General features: G+C 70.8%; 14 protein-coding genes. 8 read left to right on the top strand and 6 right to left on the bottom strand.

Translation table 11 applies throughout. The annotated features are described in order from the left end of the window. From IZR01_RS40010 to IZR01_RS40000, 3 genes are all read left to right on the top strand, one after another. Positions 1-314: hypothetical protein (locus IZR01_RS40010; RefSeq protein WP_194926889.1), on the top strand; the 314-nt coding region annotated here is incomplete at its 5' end. Further along, positions 311-1,129: a hypothetical protein gene (locus IZR01_RS40005; protein WP_194926888.1), complete on the top strand. Its 819-nt coding sequence runs from the start codon at positions 311-313 to the stop codon at positions 1,127-1,129. The genes IZR01_RS40010 and IZR01_RS40005, both read left to right, overlap by 4 nt. Further along, positions 1,122-1,973 carry a hypothetical protein gene (locus IZR01_RS40000; RefSeq protein WP_194926887.1) on the top strand — a complete coding sequence of 284 codons (852 nt, stop codon included), beginning with the start codon at positions 1,122-1,124 and terminating at the stop codon, positions 1,971-1,973. The genes IZR01_RS40005 and IZR01_RS40000 overlap by 8 nt, the downstream gene beginning before the upstream one ends. A gap of 20 nt (positions 1,974-1,993) precedes the next feature. On the opposite strand, the gene IZR01_RS39995 is transcribed toward IZR01_RS40000, so the two are convergent. After that, positions 1,994-2,227, bottom strand: coding sequence for a hypothetical protein (locus IZR01_RS39995; protein ID WP_194894731.1), 234 nt, complete (start codon positions 2,225-2,227; stop codon positions 1,994-1,996). Positions 2,228-2,351: 124 nt separating this feature from the next. Here IZR01_RS39995 and IZR01_RS39990 point away from each other — a divergent pair, with 124 nt between their 5' ends. The 4 genes from IZR01_RS39990 (at position 2,352) to IZR01_RS39975 (ending at position 9,622) form a co-directional block, all read left to right on the top strand. Further along, complete coding sequence (locus IZR01_RS39990; RefSeq protein WP_194926886.1) at positions 2,352-3,434, top strand: DUF6801 domain-containing protein; 1,083 nt, start codon at positions 2,352-2,354, stop codon at positions 3,432-3,434. Then, positions 3,427-5,658: an NACHT domain-containing protein gene (locus IZR01_RS39985; protein ID WP_194926885.1), complete on the top strand. Its 2,232-nt coding sequence runs from the start codon at positions 3,427-3,429 to the stop codon at positions 5,656-5,658. Before IZR01_RS39990 ends, IZR01_RS39985 begins: the two co-directional genes overlap by 8 nt. 63 nt (positions 5,659-5,721) lie before the next feature. Beyond that, on the top strand, positions 5,722-6,639 hold the full coding sequence (locus tag IZR01_RS39980) for an LLM class F420-dependent oxidoreductase (RefSeq protein WP_194926884.1): 918 nt from the start codon (positions 5,722-5,724) through the stop codon (positions 6,637-6,639). A 79-nt stretch (positions 6,640-6,718) separates the two neighbouring features. Beyond that, complete coding sequence (locus IZR01_RS39975; protein WP_194926883.1) at positions 6,719-9,622, top strand: AfsR/SARP family transcriptional regulator; 2,904 nt, start codon at positions 6,719-6,721, stop codon at positions 9,620-9,622. 27 nt (positions 9,623-9,649) lie between these two features. Here the strand turns inward: IZR01_RS39975 and IZR01_RS39970 are convergent, their stop codons facing one another. The 5 genes from IZR01_RS39970 to IZR01_RS39950 form a co-directional block, all read right to left on the bottom strand. After that, on the bottom strand, positions 9,650-10,288 hold the full coding sequence (locus tag IZR01_RS39970; protein WP_194926882.1) for a helix-turn-helix transcriptional regulator: 639 nt from the start codon (positions 10,286-10,288) through the stop codon (positions 9,650-9,652). 125 nt (positions 10,289-10,413) lie between these two features. Next, on the bottom strand, positions 10,414-11,856 hold the full coding sequence (locus tag IZR01_RS39965) for a hypothetical protein (protein ID WP_194894737.1): 1,443 nt from the start codon (positions 11,854-11,856) through the stop codon (positions 10,414-10,416). 287 nt (positions 11,857-12,143) lie between these two features. Next, complete coding sequence (locus IZR01_RS39960) at positions 12,144-13,130, bottom strand: LacI family DNA-binding transcriptional regulator (RefSeq protein WP_194926881.1); 987 nt, start codon at positions 13,128-13,130, stop codon at positions 12,144-12,146. Positions 13,131-13,138: 8 nt separating this feature from the next. Beyond that, positions 13,139-14,497, bottom strand: a complete 1,359-nt coding sequence (locus IZR01_RS39955; protein ID WP_194926880.1) for a Gfo/Idh/MocA family protein — start codon at positions 14,495-14,497, stop codon at positions 13,139-13,141. A 141-nt stretch (positions 14,498-14,638) separates the two neighbouring features. After that, a complete protein-coding gene (locus tag IZR01_RS39950; RefSeq protein ID WP_194926879.1) occupies positions 14,639-15,601 on the bottom strand; it encodes an MFS transporter in 963 nt (320 codons plus the stop codon). Positions 15,602-15,642: 41 nt separating this feature from the next. Here IZR01_RS39950 and IZR01_RS39945 point away from each other — a divergent pair, with 41 nt between their 5' ends. Continuing rightward, positions 15,643-16,053, top strand: a complete 411-nt coding sequence (locus IZR01_RS39945; RefSeq protein ID WP_194926890.1) for a TetR/AcrR family transcriptional regulator C-terminal domain-containing protein — start codon at positions 15,643-15,645, stop codon at positions 16,051-16,053. The last annotated feature ends 80 nt before the right edge of the window (positions 16,054-16,133 follow it).

The raw sequence follows: 16,133 nt of genomic DNA, 5'->3' as shown, positions 1-16,133 counted from the left end.
GGTCCGGGGAGCGCGCTGGGGAGCGCCCCGCACTCCTGGCGTTCAATGTCGGGATCGTCCGGGTAACGGGGAACGGGTTCGGCGGCGCCGGCCTGGCCCGGACGTGGGCCCTGACCGGCCACCCGGCCGTGCGCCGGCGCCTGGACCGCCTCGCCACCGACCGGCCCGGCGCCGACCGGCCCGCCGGCGCCGCGCCGTTGGCCGTCGTGGTGGCGACGCCGCTGTACGCGGATCTGTGTGACGAAGGGCTGGACCGCCGGGGTTGGCGCGAGATCCGCGCCGCCGGTGCCTGGATGAACTGGGGGACGAGATGAACGCAGTACCCGAATACCGAGCCCTGCTCGCCGTGGACGTCGAGGGCTCCTCCGGCCGCGGGAACCCGGCGCTGATGACCGTCCGCCGGACGCTGGCCCAGGCCCTGGCCGAATCGGTGGAGCGCAGCGGAATCGTCTGGGAGCGCTGCCTGCGCGAAGACCTCGGCGACGGAATCCGCCTCATCGCGCCGGAGGGCGCCAGCCGGGCCGCGTTCATCCATCCCCTGATCGTCGAACTCGGCGCGCGGCTGCGGGCCCACAACCGCTACGCCGGATTCTCGACCCGGATCCGGCTGCGGGTCGCGGTCCACGCCGGAGACGTCATCGTCGGTCCCGACGGGGCGCAGGCCGGCGCGTCGCTGGCGGTCCTGGCCCGCATGCTCGACGCGCGGGCCAGCCGCGAGGCACTGAAGCGGGAGCCTGAGACCACACCGCTGGTGCTGCTGATCTCCGATCACGTCTATGAGGAGACGGTCCGGCACGGCTATCCCGGGATGGACCCCGGCGAGTTCGAGTCCGTCGAGATCGCCGAGAAGGAATACACGGCGCGGGGATGGCTTCACGTTCCGGGACGGCGGGCGCGACAGGCTGTTGATAACGCTGATTCCGCTGATTCCGCTGATTCCGCTGAGGCCGTTGATGCGCGAGACAGCCGCCCGAACGCCGCGCCGAACGCTGTGCCGAGCGCCGCACCGGATGCCGCACCGAGCGCCGCACCGGACACCTCAGTCATGATCGTCGAAGCGCACGACCGGGCGCAGGCCCACGGAGTGGGCAGCGGCACCATGAACATCCACTACCACGGCGATGAGTGACACCGGGATCGTGGACGAGTTCGTGACGTTGGCAGCGCAGGCCGCGGCGGCGGTGGTGTCGGCCATGGCCACCGACGCCTGGCAGGGCGTGCGCGACACCGTCGCAGGACTCTTCCACACATCGCGCCGCCGAAAGTTCGCGCTGCGGGCCCGGCTCGACGCCGACGCCTCGGTCCTGGCCATGGCGTCGGAGTCGCCCTCGGCCTCGGCCCGCGAAGCGGCTCGGGCTTCGCTGCTGGACGCCTGGACCCGCGAGCTGGCCTCGCTGCTGCGTCAGGATCCGTCCCGGCGCGAACCGTTGGCCGAACTGGTCGCCGCCTACGGCGGCACCCCGACCCGGCAGGCCCGCGAAGGGAGCAGAGCCCTGATGTCCCATGACGAATCCACCCGCCTGGCCGCAGTCGGCGGCGAAGCGTTGGTGCGCGCGATGCCGACGCCGTCCTGGCTGACGGCCAGGGATCAGGCGTTGGCGTGGTTCGGCCGCGTGGCGCCGGACCGGATCGAGCTCTACCGGTCCTGGCTCGACGGCAATGTCGCAGAACTGCGCGACGCGGAGCCCGCCGAGCTGGAAGACGTCCGGCGCGAGCTGGTCGCGCTGTGGCGCCGTCAGCTGGCCGAACTGCTGGTGGGGCACCCCACAGAGGCCGGGGAACTACGCCGGTTCATCGACCGCTTCTCGGCGGCCCCGTCCGACGAGCGCTCGGGCGGCAAGACGATGACCAACATCGCCCGGGACCACTCGACCCTGTTCGCGGTGATGGACGGCAGCATCCACCAGCACTACGACTCCGACAACGATTCTGGCGCCGACAGCGATTCTGACGCCGGCAACGAAGGAGGCTGATGATGAACTCGGGCGCAGGACTACTCGGCCGGATCTTCGCCGCCGTGGTGGTGATGGACGTGCAGGTCCCCGTTCTCCACCGCGTAGATCGTGGCGTCGTCGCTGGCCGTGTTGCGCTGGACCCGCGGGTCCGCGGGGGCCGGTGCGGCAGGCGCGGGCGCGACGGTGAACGTCAGGTTCGTGATCTCCCCGCTCTGAACCACCGCGGCGTACTGATTCCCGCCGGAGACCGTGTTGGACACCTTCGATTCCATAGCATCCTCCCCACATTGCCTCCATACTGTCACAGGTCGGATTCCTCGGATGATTTCCTTGCTATCACAGAGTCCTGATATAAGCTGGGGGAGAAACCAGGACCGAGCGGACCCGGGGGGACGAATGCCGCGCAGATTCCCGATCCGAGCCGGCGCCATCGCGAGAACGGCGATCGTGGCCCTGGCCCTGCCCATGCTGCTGGGGTTTTGGGCGCCGGAGCCGTCCGCCGCGTACTCGCCGACCGTGCAGCTGGACTACACCTGCACCTTCCCGTTCGTCGACGGCCAGAACATGGCCGCGACGGTCGAATGGGACTCGCTGCCCTCGGTGCCGGTCCACACCCTCACCCCGGTACTGGCGATCGATGTCCAAGGCGTCGTCGGCCCGGCCATTCCGCAGGGCCTGGGCCTGATCGGCGTGACGAGTATGGACGGCACGGCCGACGTGGCCGGTACCGTGCTGCCGCCCCAGGGTGGGAGTATCCCGGAACCGGTGACGTTGACCATTCCCAGGACTCCGATCCCGGCGTCCGGGAATCTGACGGTCCCGGCCCACGGCAGCACGCCGCAGGTGGGCTTCGACCAGCCCGGCACCGCGCAGATCACGGTCGGCGCGGTCACCCTGCACTTGAACGGCTACCGGGCGGACGGCTCGGCGACGCCGGCCCTGCCCGACGTCCCCTGCAAGTTGAACCCGGGACAGAACAACGTCTTGGCGAGGTTGCAGATAACACCCGCGCCGCCACCGCCGACACCGCCGACGTCGCGGCAGTCCGCGACCGGTGGCCATGGCGGGTCGACCAGCCGCCCGCCGAGCCCGTCGCGCAGCACGCCCGCGGGCTCCGGACCTGTGTCGGCATCGGCGCCCACCACGATGCCTGCTTCTGCCCCCGCCGCGTCCGCGACCGGGACCACCGGATCGGCCGGCTCCGGCCCCGCGAGCACCACGGCTGGCGCGGCCGCGCCGACGGCACCATCGGCGGGCACAACGCCGGTCACATCGTCGGCCAACGTGGTAGCCGCCGGTCCGCCGTCCGCTGTCGGCGGCACCGGCGCGTCGTCCGAACCGGCGGCCGGCGCGACGCACGCCGGCGGCTCCGGCGGCGCGGGCTGGCTCTGGGGCCTGCTCGCGGCCGTGGTACTCCTCGCGGTCGGGGCCACCGGCTACGGTCGTTTACGGTGGTCGAGGCGCCGGCGCGATGGCTGAGCCGAACGTCCGCAACGAGGCCGGCGGCACCTCGTACGGGCCGTTGGTGCAGGCCGGGAAGATCGAGTCGATCGTCTTCCAGGGCTCCTTCTCGGCCGGCCGGATCGGCGAGCTCATCGAGGAGCTGGCGCAGGCGGTGGACCGCCGCTGGCATGACGAGGAGAACCTGCGGCGGATCCAGGATCCGGTCCCGCTACCGGTCCGCTACGGGACGGCGGCCGAGGATCTGATCGACCACTGGGAGACCATCCGCAGGCTCCCGGCCGGGGAGCACGCCGCGCCGCTGGACCTGTCCGGCACGCTCGACCAGCTCGCCGGGGTCTACGAGCGGGTGCCGTCCCGGCGGCTGGTGGTGCTGGGCCGGGCCGGTTCGGGCAAGACCATCCTGGCCCTGCGCTTCGTGCTGGACCGGTTGGCTCGGCGCGCGCCCGGCACGCCGGTGCCGGTGCTGTTCAGCCTGGGGTCGTGGGACCCCTCGGACGTCCCGCTCAAAAGCTGGCTCATCAGCAGGCTGATCCGCGACCATCCGGGGCTGGCCGCCGCCGACCGGGACGGCCGGACGCTGGCCGCCGTCCTGGTCGACGCCCAGCTGATCCTGCCGGTGCTGGACGGATTCGACGAACTCGCCGACGGCCTGCACCGCATCGCGCTGCGCAAGCTGTCGGCCGATCCGCTCATGCCGATGATGCTGACCAGCCGGATCGAGGAGTACCGGGACGCGGTGGTCGGGACCCGCGGGCTGTCCGGGGCCGCCGCGGTCGAGGTGCGCGATCTGACGCTGGACGATTTGGACGGGTACCTGCCGCGCACCAGTGCGAAGGAGACCTCTGACTCGCGTTCCGGCTCCGATGCCGCCGTCGGCACGACGAAATGGCAGCACGTCCTGGCCACGTTGCGGGACAGCGGTGTCAACAGCGCCAACGGGAACAACGGGATCAACGGGAACAACAGCGCCAACCAGGCCGGCGCCAACCTCGCCGCCGTGCTGACCACCCCGCTGATGGTCGCGCTGGCCCGCGCCGTCTACAGCGAAGACCACGACAAGTTCCCGACCGACCTGATGGACCCGTTGAAGTTCGCCTCGGTCGCAGCCCTGGAAGAACACTTCCTCGGCGGCTTCCTGCGGACGGTCTACGAGCAGCCCGCCGACGGCCGGCGTCCCGGATCGGCCGGCCGCTGGACGGCGCAACAGGCCGAGGGCTGGCTGCGGTTCATCGCCGAACACCTGCGCCGGCTGGAGACCGGCGACCTGGCCTGGTGGCAGCTCGCGGCCACGATGCGCCGCCGGTCCCGGGCCCTGCTGATCGCCGGCCTGGGCGGGCTCATCTTCGGCCTGGTCACCGGGATCGGGAACATCCCGATAGATCTGGTGGCCACCGACCACGGCCTCGGATTCGCGCTCAAGCGGGGGCTGGCGGTCGGGCTGTTGCACGGTCTCGCGGCGGGCTTGATGTTCGGCACCGCGCACTTCGTCGCCGACCGCCGGACGGCGCTGAAACCCCTGCCGGTGCGGCTGCGCCGGTTCGGCGGCCCGCGCTGGTTCCGCGAGAAGATGGCCGCCCGGCTGGGGTGGGGGATCGGTTTCGGGGCCTCGGCGGCGTTGGGTATCGTGCTCGTCGACCAGGTGCTGCTGCCCGATCTGCACCTCGACGACGGGATGGACGGCAGCCTGTCGGCCAGCCTGCTGATATTCCCGACGGAGATCGGCCTGGGGGCGGGCCTGGCGTTCGCCTTGGTGGCGGTGCTGGAGGCGCCGATCGACATCAAGGCCGCGGGCAGTCCCTCGGACCTGTTGCGGGCCAGCCGGAAGAACGTGGCGGTGCACCTGCTGGTGTGGGCGCTGGTGATCGGGCCGGAGGCCGGCATCGTGGCCGGCTTCCTCACCGGCCCGGTCCGCGCCGTCGAGATCGGTGTCGTCTTCGGGATCGAGAGCGCGCTGGGCGCGGGCGTCGGCTATGGGCTGAGCCTGACGGCGTGGGGGCAGTGGGTGGCTGTGGCCCGCATCTGGCTGCCGTTGAACGGTGCGCTGCCATGGCGGCTGGTGGCGTTCCTGGACGACGGCTGCCGCCGGGGCGTCCTGCGGCAGTCGGGGGCGGTGTATCAGTTCCGGCACGCGCGGCTGCGCGAGCACCTGATCCAGCACGCCCCTTCGGACGGCGGCGATCAGGGGACCCGCCGCGGGTGGCCGCAGTCTGACCGGCCGTCGTCCGCGATCGTTACGTAAGGGCTCTCATATGCGAGTTCTGACGGCCGGGAATGCGATCATGTGCGTGCTGGTTCTCCCGGCATGACCACTGGCGTAGTGCTTTCTTTGCAGAACTCGATCGACACCACCGTGGAGCTGGCACGGGAGGCTGAACAGGCTGGTATCCGCTCGGCGTGGTTCGGCCAGACCTTCGGGTATGACTCGCCCTCGCTCGCCGCCATCGTCGGCCGCGAGGTACCCGGTCTCCAGGTGGGCACCTCGGCCATCCCCGTCTTCGGCCGGCATCCGCTGCTGATCGCCAGTCAGGCCCAGACCGCGCAGGCCGCTACCGGCGGTCGCTATCACCTCGGGCTCGCGCTGGGCACCAAGTGGCTGACCGAGGCGGGCTTCGGCATCCCCTACGAGCGTCCCATTCGGCTGCTCCGGGAATTCCTCACGGCCCTGCGCCAGCTGGTCGAGACCGGTAGTGCCGACTTCCACGGCGAACTGCTGACCGCCACCACGCCGTTGCCCGCGACCGTGCCGGGCGCCGAACCGTCGGTGCCGATCCTGGTCGCCGCCATGGGCCCGCAGGCGCTGCGGGTCTCCGGCGAACTCGCGGACGGGATCCTGCCCTACCTCGCCGGCCCCCGCGCGCTGGCCGAGCACATCGTCCCGCAGGTGAGTGCCGCGGCCGAGGCGGCGGGCCGCCCCGCGCCCCGGATCGTCGCCTTCGTACCGGGTGTGGTCACCTCCGAGGTCGAGACGGTGCGGCGCAAGGCGATCGAAGAGCTGGCGTTCTACGAGCAGTTCCCGTCCTACCAGCGGGTCATCGAGCTCTCCGGTGCCACCCACGCCGGCGATCTGGCGATCATCGGGGACGAGGAGACCGTCGCCGCCGAGGTGCGCCGCTACCGCGAAGCCGGAGCGACAGAAGTGGTCTTCTCCTCGACCGACCTCTCCAGTGCGGAGGATCAGCGCCGTACCTGGCGGTTGTTGGGCGAATTGGCGGGCGGTTGATACGGGCGAAGGGGCTGGGTGTATCTTGCTGCTTCCAGTCGGGCAGTCCGACCGCACTATGGCAGGACGTTGAACTGGCATGGAGAACGGGCGCCTCAGGGTTGAGACCCTCGGGCCGCTGCGCGCCTTCGTCGGCGACCGGGAGCTGGTGCTCGGCCCGCCGAAGCAGCGGGCGGTCTTCGCCGTACTCGCTTTGTGCAGGAACAACGTCGTCTCGCGGGACGACCTGATCGACTACGTGTGGGGTGAGACGCCGCCCGCCACGGCCACCGGGAATCTGCACACTTATATGTCCGGGCTGCGCAGGGCCTTGGACCAGGTGGGTGAGGCGCTGGACAGCTCCGGTTCGGGGTATTCGCTCCGGCTCGGTGCGGATGGGCTCGACGTCGTCGTGGCCGAGCGGGTGGCGGCGCGGGCGCGGGCGAGTCGGGCTGATGAGGATCGGATCGCGGCGGTCGCGGCTTTCGACGAGGCGCTGGCGTGTTGGCGTCCGGGGTCGGCGCTCGGCGGGCTGCCCGGTCCGTTCGCCGCCGAGCACCGGGCCCGGGTGGCTGATCTGCGGTTGCGGCTGTTGATGGAGCGCGCCGAGGTGTTGCTGGAGCTCGGTCGGCCGACCGCGGTGGCCGAGCAGCTCCAGGACCATGTTCGGGCGAACCCGTATCACGAGCGGCTGCGGGGGCTGCTGATGAGCGCGTTGCATCGGAGCGGGCAGACCGCTGACGCGCTCGCGCATTATCGGGAGCTTCGTAAGCTGCTCGCCGACGATCTGGGGATCGATCCCTCGGCCGAGTCGCAGGCTCTGCACGCCTCGATGCTTGCTGACAACGCGGCACCGTCAGTGTCACCGGCACCGGCACCTTCACCGGACCGGGCGCTGACACCGGACCGGGCGCCGACACCGGACCCGGCCCCGTCAACGCCGACCGCGCCGCTGGTCCGCCCGGCCCAGCTGCCGCGCGGTGACGCGAACTTCGTCGGCCGGACCGAGGCGATCCATCAGGTCATGGAGGCGGCACGTACTGCCGGGGGCCCGCAGATCGCCCTGATCGTCGGCGCCGGCGGGATCGGCAAGACCGCCCTGGCCGTGCGCTGCGCCCACCTGTTGGCCGCCGCCTACCCGGACGGCCAGCTCCACATGAACCTGCGCGGCTTCGACCCCCGGCAGCCCGCGCGCTCGTCGGCGGACGCGTTGCACCACCTGCTCACCTCGGTGAACGTGAAGAAGATCCCTGATGGTCGCGATCAGCGGGCCGGGCTGTGGCGCAGCATCGTCCGGGACAAGCGCATGCTGATCGTGCTGGACAACGCCGAGTCCGCCGAGCAGGTGGAGGAGCTGCTGCCCGGCGGCGGACCCTCGTTCGTCATCGTCACCAGCCGCAACCGGCTCAGCGGCCTGTCCGTCCGGTACGCGGCGCGCCGGGTCGCGCTGGGCCCGCTTACCGAGGACGAATCGCTGACGTTGTTGTTCACGGCGATCGGGAACGTGCGGGTGGCCGGTGAGCTGACCGCCGCCCGGCACCTGGCCGAGCTGTGCGGCAACCTGCCGCTGGCGCTGCGGATCGCCGCCGAGCAGGTGTCGGCGGGGGCCGAGGTGAAGATCGGCGATGTGACCCACGATCTGGAGAACGTGCGGGGCCGGTTGGACGCCCTGCGGCTGCCGGACGACGAACTGTCCTCGGTACGCGGCGTCCTGTCCTGGTCCTACACCCGGCTCGGCACCGAGACCGCGCGCGCGTTCCGGCTGCTGGGCCTGATCCCCGGCGTGAACATCCGGCCCGAGGCGGCCGCGGCGCTGCTGGCGCTCGCGCCCGCGCAGGCCGCCGACACGTTGCGGGACCTGGCCGGGCAGCACCTGCTGGAGACCACCGCGGGCAGCTACTGGATGCACGACCTGACCCGTATCTACGCCGAGGAGGCTTCGCAGATCGGCGAGCCGGACGATTCCCGGCGACAGGCGCTGGAGCGGCTGCTTGAGTGGTATGTGAGAACCTTGGCACAGCGGTATCAGGCCACTCCTTCCATCCGGCTCCCCTTCACGCTCCAGGACGATTTCCCCTACGAGCTGGTGTCCCTGGACGGCCAGAACGAACGGGTCGCCTGGTGCGCCCAGGAGTGGGACAACATCGCCCCGCTGATGCGCGCCGCGCAGCGGATCGGCCGCCACGATCGCGTGTGGCAGCTGTGCTACCTGCTCTTCGAGTACTTCTACGCGGCCGGGCAGGCACGCGACTGGGTCGAGACCGTCCGCCTCGGCATGCGCGCCGCCGACCAGCTCCGGGACCGCGTGGCCCAGGCGGTGCTGCACAACCACCTGAGCGTCGCCTACTCCCGGCTGGGCGAGAACGACGCCGCGGTGCGTGAGCTGCACAGCGCGCTGCGGCTCGTCGAAGACCTCGGCGAGGACACGCTGCGGATCAGCATGCTCGGCAACCTCGCCTCCACACTGCGCGAGGCCAAGGACTACGCCGCCGCGCTGCCGTACGCCGAGGAGGCGGTGGCGCTGGCTCGTCACAGTGGACTGATCTACTACGAGGCCGGGACGCTCGACGTCCTGTGCGAGCTGTATGTGGAGCTGGGGGAGTTCGCCGAGGCGCTGCGGGTCGGGGAACTCGGACGGCAGGCGGCGCGGAGCTGCCAGAACGCGATGCTGGAAGCGAACATCCTGATCGCCCTCGGCACGGCCGAGCACGGGCTGGGGTACGCCGGCACGGCGGTCGAGCACTTCCAGGAGGCACTGGGACTGAGCGATTCCAGCGATGACTACCACGCGGCGCGGGCGTTGTTCGGCCTGGCCAGGGTGCAGCACGCCGAGGGACGGCAGGGACCGGCGGGCGAATTGGCGGCGCGGGCGCTGGTGTTGTTGCGGGATCTTGACGCCGAGGACGTTGATGAGGTGGCGGAGTTCTTGCGGGGGTTGGACGGGTTGGGCGAGTCGGACGGGTTGGGTGGGGAGCAGAGCCCTGACACACACCAATCCGCGTGACGCCACCGACTCTGAACGTCCCACGCGCTATCGCCCGCCGCCGTCCTCAGCCTGGAGCCGCTGCCACAGCAGCACCGCCTCAACCCGGCTGTCGGTGCCCAGTTCCCGGAAGATGCGGTTGATGTGGTTCTTCACCGTCTTCTCGGTGACGTGCAGGCTCTCGGCGATCTCCGCGTTGCGGGCCCCGCGCGACATCAGGGTCATCACCTCGCGTTGGCGTTGCGACAAGGTGATCTCGCGGCTACCGGTGCCCGCGCCCCGACCGGTACCGGTGCGCCGGGTCCTACCAGCGACACCGGCGACGCGCCGTCGCGGCCGGGCCGGTGGCGTTCCGCGCTCGGCGCGCGGGCTGTCCTCCTCGGCACGGATCACGCTCAGGCGGTACTCGGCGCGCAGACTTTTCGTGCCCGGGGTGGCGGTGACCGCAGGGTCGGGGCCGGCCAAGGCGCGGACGGCGTTGTCGGCTGCGGAGCTGTCGGCGTGGGTATGCGCGCGGGTGTTGGGGGCGGGGCGGACCGCCACTTCGACATAGGGCATGCCGACGATGTCCACGACCAGGTTCTTGCCCGCGAACACCTGCCGGATCTGCGCCAGGATGTCCGGGCTCGTGATGGCGATCCGTAGGCGTTCGTCGCCGTTCGGCGCGCGGTGCGCGGCGACTGTCATGAGTTCAGCCTGGCTTATCAGCCTTCAAGCATTCTTCACGGATCCTTCACGACCGCTGTTTCGCCTGATCGCGATCAGCCCGTGAACCGCAGCAGCCTACGCGCCGCGTCACAGCCGGTACCGCGTCACAGCGCGAACAACGCGAACCACTGGTTCTGATCCCCGGTGTTGCACGGAGCCACCGTGAGCCACTTCTCCGCGCCCTGGCCGGAAAGGCAGGTCCCGGTGTGCCTGTTCTTCAGCACACCATAGGTGTCGTGGTTCGGGATGTTCGCCAGGTTCCACTCCTGGTAGTCGGCCACCGCTTTCGCCTGGAGCCCGGGTACCCCGCCGAAGTCGTCCGAGATGACCACGTTGGCCGGGTTGCCGGGGTCGACCTCCAGCACCTTCGTGCCCGCGCTGTCCGGCTTGCCGGTCGACTGGATGACCAGGTCGACGGTGGGGTGGTCGTCATAGAGCCAGACCGACCAGCCCTGGGCGTCGTTGTGCAGCGTCTGCCACAGTTCCACCTGCTGGCCGCTGGTGAAGTTGTCCTGATACAGGTCGACCGATTGGTTGGTCGCGTAGTTGAGGATGTTGCCCGTCTTGATCTGCCCCAACGCCGACGGCTTGGGGGACGAGGGCGGCGGGGCGACCGGCTTGGACGTGGACGCCGGCGGCGCGCCGGCCTGGGACGTGGACGGCTTCGGCGGCGGCGCGGCCGAACTGGGTGTCGGTGTCGGCGTCGGGGTGGGGCTGCTGGACGGCGCTGCCGGCGTCGGCTGGATGACGATCACCTGCGGCCCGCTCGCGGCGGCCGGCTGCGGCGAGGCCTGGGTGCTGCTGGCGAACGACGGATGGATGCCGAACCACAACGCCAACACCGCCACCGCCCCGGCCGCCGCGAACATCAGCAGGCGCTGAAGCCAACGCGGCAGCAGTGCCGACTGCAAATAAGTGCCCTGAAGCGATACCGGTTGCCCGAGCCCTGAAGGCGAGACCGTGATGGTGTACTGATGCCGGGCTTTGGTGCCGAACCACAGCAGCCGCCCCGGCCGCACGTTGAACCTGCTGAACTGCGCGCGTCCCGGTTGCAGCCGCAGGGCCGGGGTGCGGATGTCCACTTGCAGGTTGGAGTTGCTGGACCCGGACCCCGAGGCGACCGAAGCACTCGCGGCGGTGTTGCTGAAGTTGTCGACGGCGAGCCGGACCCGGCCGCGATGCCAGCCGCGGGTGGTGGCCGGCATGAGCTCGGCGCGGATGTCGGCGAACTCTGCGACTTGCAGCACGCCCTCGATCGCGAACGTGTTCTCGCGGTCCTCGCGCGGGGTGACCTTCACCGCGTAGGACTGCGGTCCGGCCTGGGCGTCGGGGCTGCGGGGCGGGGAGAAGGTCAGCCGGGCGGTGCCGGTGGTGCCCGGGTACAGACGCAGCGTCTGCGGCTCGACGACCGCCCACTTCCCCGGATCGCCGGTGGCCTGGAGGTGGTACTCCTCGACGATGTCACCGGTGTTGCGCACGGTGAGCTCCACCGTCGCCTCGGCCCCCGGTTCGACATCCGCTGTCACCGGGTTCAGGTCGACCCACACGATCCGTTGCTCCCTGCCTTGCCGGCCCCCGCCCGCATGAACACTCGAATAGTCGAACGGGCCTATCCGATGTACCTTACGGTTCGATCAAGGTGCGAAAGGCTCGGCGTTGAGGTACGGCCGGGCCGGGGGAAGTACTGCTCGCCGTCGGGGTCGATGACGTACGGGGGCGTCGCGATCTGGCCCGCCACGCCGGCGAGGTACATCGTCGGCCCGCGCCTGTTCGAACTCGTCCTCGCACCGGCCTACCGTGCTGGCGGTCGCCTGCGAGCCGACCGCGTGGGCGGCTATACGCCCCCTGATACCGGACCTGGACGCCCCGTCGACTCCCGCACCACCAGGCTCGTCGGCAAGGGGGAGTGGCGGACTTCGCCGCCCGGCTCCTCGATCCGGTGCAGCAGCAGGTCGACCCCGCGCGCGCCCATCAGGTCCAGCGGGACGTGCAGCGCGGTCAGCGCCGGATAGATCGTGCGGGCCATGAACGTGTCGTCGACCGACACCAGGCTGAAGTCGCCGGGCACCGACCGGCCCTGCCGGGCCAGTCCGCAGGCCACGCCGTGCGCCACCATCTCGTTGTGCGCGATGACCGCCGTCGCGCCGCTGGTCGGCAGCAGGTCGGCGGCCGCCACGCCGTGGTCGAAGGTGAGGTCGAACGGGCCGAGCTGTTCGACCAGGTCCACCCCGAACTCCTCGCACGCGTCGTGCACGGGCTGCCGGGAGGCCGGGTCGCGGGCGGTCAGCGTGCCGTCGACGTAGACGATCCGGGCGTGGCCCAGGGCCGCCAGGTGCCTGATCACCTGCCGCATGCCGGTCGCGGGTTCGGCGTAGACGCTGTCGGCCGCCGGGGCGTCGGCGCCGATCAGGGCCACCGGGCCGGACCGCGCCAGTTCGCCGACCATGGCGTCGGTCATCCGGGGGCCGGCCAGCAACAGCCCGTCGGTCTGCCGCGCCACGGTCCGCGCCAGCGCGAAGCCGTCCTCCGGGTCGTCGCCGGTATCGGCCAGGACCAGGGTGTGGTTCTTGGTCCGGGCCCGGTGTTGCACCACCTTGATGATCTCCGCGTAGTACGGGTTGACCACGTTCGGCACCAGCAGCCCCAGGGTCCCGGTCCGGCCCTGGGCCAGGGCGCTCGCCGCCGGGTTCGGCGTGAACTCCAGGCGCCGGGCGGCTTCCAGGACCCGGTCGCGGGTGTCGGCCCGGACCGTGTCCGGCAGGCTGAAGACCCGCGAGACAGTGGACTGCGACACCCCCGCCGCCCGGGCCACGTCGGTCATGGTCGCCCTCACGCGATGCCGACCAGCTTTTCGACGTCCACGGCTGCTCCGTGTGCGAAGGATTCGTTGGCGGCCAGGCCGATGCCCAGCGCCAGCGCGCCGTCCACCGCTGTGGCGAGAGGCACGCCATCTTTGCCGTCTTCGCCATTGCCACCGCCATTGCCATCGCCGTTGTCATTGCCACCGTCATCGAACAGCGCTCGCAGCATCCGGATATCGCCGCCCCCGTGCCCGCTGTGGTCGAAATCCGGGATCGGCACCTCATAAGGCGGCTTCCACAGCGGCCGGACGAGGATCCGCGCACCGCCCGCGTTCTCCTGCGCGGTGTCGCCGTGCACGGCGCCCTTGGCGGAGGTGAGTTTGGTGCGCGGCTCTTGCCACGCGCTCTCCTCGACCTCCAACTCCAGCCGGCCCCCGGTGCCGTTGAACATCACGCGGTAGCCCTCCCACGGCGAGTACGCGGTGAGGTGGTACGACATGCTGGCGCCCGTCGAGTAGCGCACCAGGACCGCCATGTCGTCCTCGACGGTGATCCCGTCGCCGAAGACGTTCCGGTCGCGCAGGTAGCCGTCCTCCTTTTCGGCGTCGAGATACAAGGCCCGAAGCGTCTCGTTGTCCGCCAGATGCAGGGCGAAGGGATCGTCCGCCGCGGCCGGCGAGCCGTGCGCGCGCTCGTAGTCCCGGCGCAGACCGCTGCGCTCGCCGTTCTCCCGGCCGTAGAACGCCAGCCGACCCATGCCGAACACCCGCTGCGGCCGGGCCCCCAGCCACCAGTTGACCAGATCGAAGTGATGCCCGGACTTGTGCACCATCAGACCGCCGCTGCGCTCTCGCTCCCGGTGCCAGCGACGGAAATAGTCGGCGCCGTGGCGCACGTCGAGCAGCCACTCGAAGTGCACGGACAGCACGTCCCCGATCACGCCGCTGTGCAGCTGTCGATGGACCAACTCGTGCACCGGGTTGAACCGGTAGTTGAACGTCACCGACAGCTCGCCGCCGGTCTCGGCGACCGCGTCGAGGATGCCGCGGCAGCGCTGCGAATCCGTGGTCATCGGCTTCTCGGTCACCACCCGGCAGCCCGCTCGCAACGCCGCGACGATATACGTGTCGTGCAGCGCGTCGACGGTGGTCACCACGACGGTGTCGACGCGTTCGGCGCGCAGCATCCGCGCGAAGTCGTCCGGACGGTAGGTGCGGGCCGGTGCCCGTCCGGCGGCGGCCAGCAGGGTGTTGTGATGCGCCATGCGCACCGGGTTGGGGTCGCAGAGAGCTGCGACCTCGACGTGGTCGCGCCGCGCCAGGCCTTCGGTGTAGAGCTGCGCGCGGAATCCGGTGCCGACGATGGCGGCACGCGAGTCGACGGTCATTGCCCACCTCACCTTCTCGCTCTGCATGCTTGCATGCGCATGCAGAGCGGTCAATGGGTGTGGCTGCTTGGGCTTGGATGCTAGGTGGGCATTGAGTTTCGGGGCGGTAGTCCGAGCTCAGTACTGTTCCTGGATGCGCATTCACTGACCCTCGCGGCGCCGTAGAGGGAGCAGCAGCGCGGGGATCACCGTCAGGGCTGTCGCGGCCAATGCCCACCAGAACGTGTCCGCGAAGGCGCGCGCCGACGCGCCGGCGTGATGCGACGCGTTGCGCTGCAGAATCGCGGCGAGTACGGCGGCCCCGACGGATGCGCCGAGTGTCTGCACGGTGGTGATCGCGCTCGTCGCGCTGGGGATGGCCGTGGGCGGCAGGCCGTCGTACGCGGCCGCCGAGACCGGCACGACGACGGCCGCGACCCCCATGCCCCACACCAGCAGGGAAACGCCGAGAATCAGGACGCTGGTATGCGCGTCGATCTGCGTGTACGCCAGCGTGCCCAGCGTCGTGACCGCGATCCCGGCCAGGACGACCGGGCGCGCGCCGATCCGGTCGGTGAGCTTTCCGACGTAGGGCAGGACCAGCATCGTGCCCAGGCTCTGCGGGGCCAGGAGCAGGCCGGCGGTCAGGGCGCTGTGGCCGCGGACTTGTTGCAGGTACAGCGGCATCAGGATCATCGCGCCGAAGATCGAGGATCGGGACAGGAAGTTCAGGGCCGACGCGGCGGCGAGCGGCCGGTGCCTGAACAGGCGGAGGTCCAGAAGCGGCGTGACGGTGCGGGCGCGCAGTGAGTGGACGCAGAAGGCGATGAGCAGGACGACGCCGACGCCGAGCAGCGGCAGTCGCCGCGTGGGCGCGGCCAGACCGTAGACGATCATCGCGAGCGCGGGGGAGAGCAGCGCCAGGCCGATCGGATCCAGCCAGCCCCGGACCTTCTCGCGCGGGGCGTCGGCGGGGATCCCGTTGCGGGCCGATGCCAGGGCGGTCAGGACGATCGGCACGTTCACGTAGAAGATCCAGCGCCAGCCGGCGGCGTCGACGAGCACACCGCCGATCATCGGTCCCACGATCGGCGCGACCTGCCCCGGCACGGCCACGATGCCCATGAGAGGAGACCCGAGCCACGCAGGAGGCTGCGTTCCAGGAACTGCTGGACCGCACACTGGGGCCCGTCGCGAAGGCGGAAGACCTGGAAGCCGGGTTCACCGCTTTCGGCCGCGAGTTCGCGAGCGAGATCGCCCGCTCCGCCGAACGCGCGGCCGTCATGCGCCTGATGATCGCCGAGGGCTCCCACTTCCCGGCGTTGTTGCCGACCTCCTCTGCCGACCGCCCGACCCAGCGCGGTCTGGCCGCCCGGCTGGCAGCGCTCGACGAGCGGGGACTGCTCGACGTGCCCGACCCGGATGAGGCCGCTGAGTTCCTGGGCCTACTGGTCACCGGGCGCGTCAACAACCGGTCCTGGTACGGCGCGGTCCACCTTGACGATGCCGAGATCGATCGACTGGTCGCCGGTGGCGTGCGTATCTTCCTGCGCGCCTATGCGCGGCCCGCAGAGTAGGGGGTCGCAAGAACGAGTAGCGCTCTGAGCCGGGTACTGAGGCGGGAGCGGTTGCCCCACCCGGTATCCCTGCCGTCGGC

It is taken from the genome of Catenulispora pinisilvae (genome assembly GCF_015356865.1).
GTDB lineage: Bacteria > Actinomycetota > Actinomycetes > Streptomycetales > Catenulisporaceae > Catenulispora > Catenulispora pinisilvae.
This window is presented reverse-complemented; position numbering and strand designations above follow the sequence as displayed.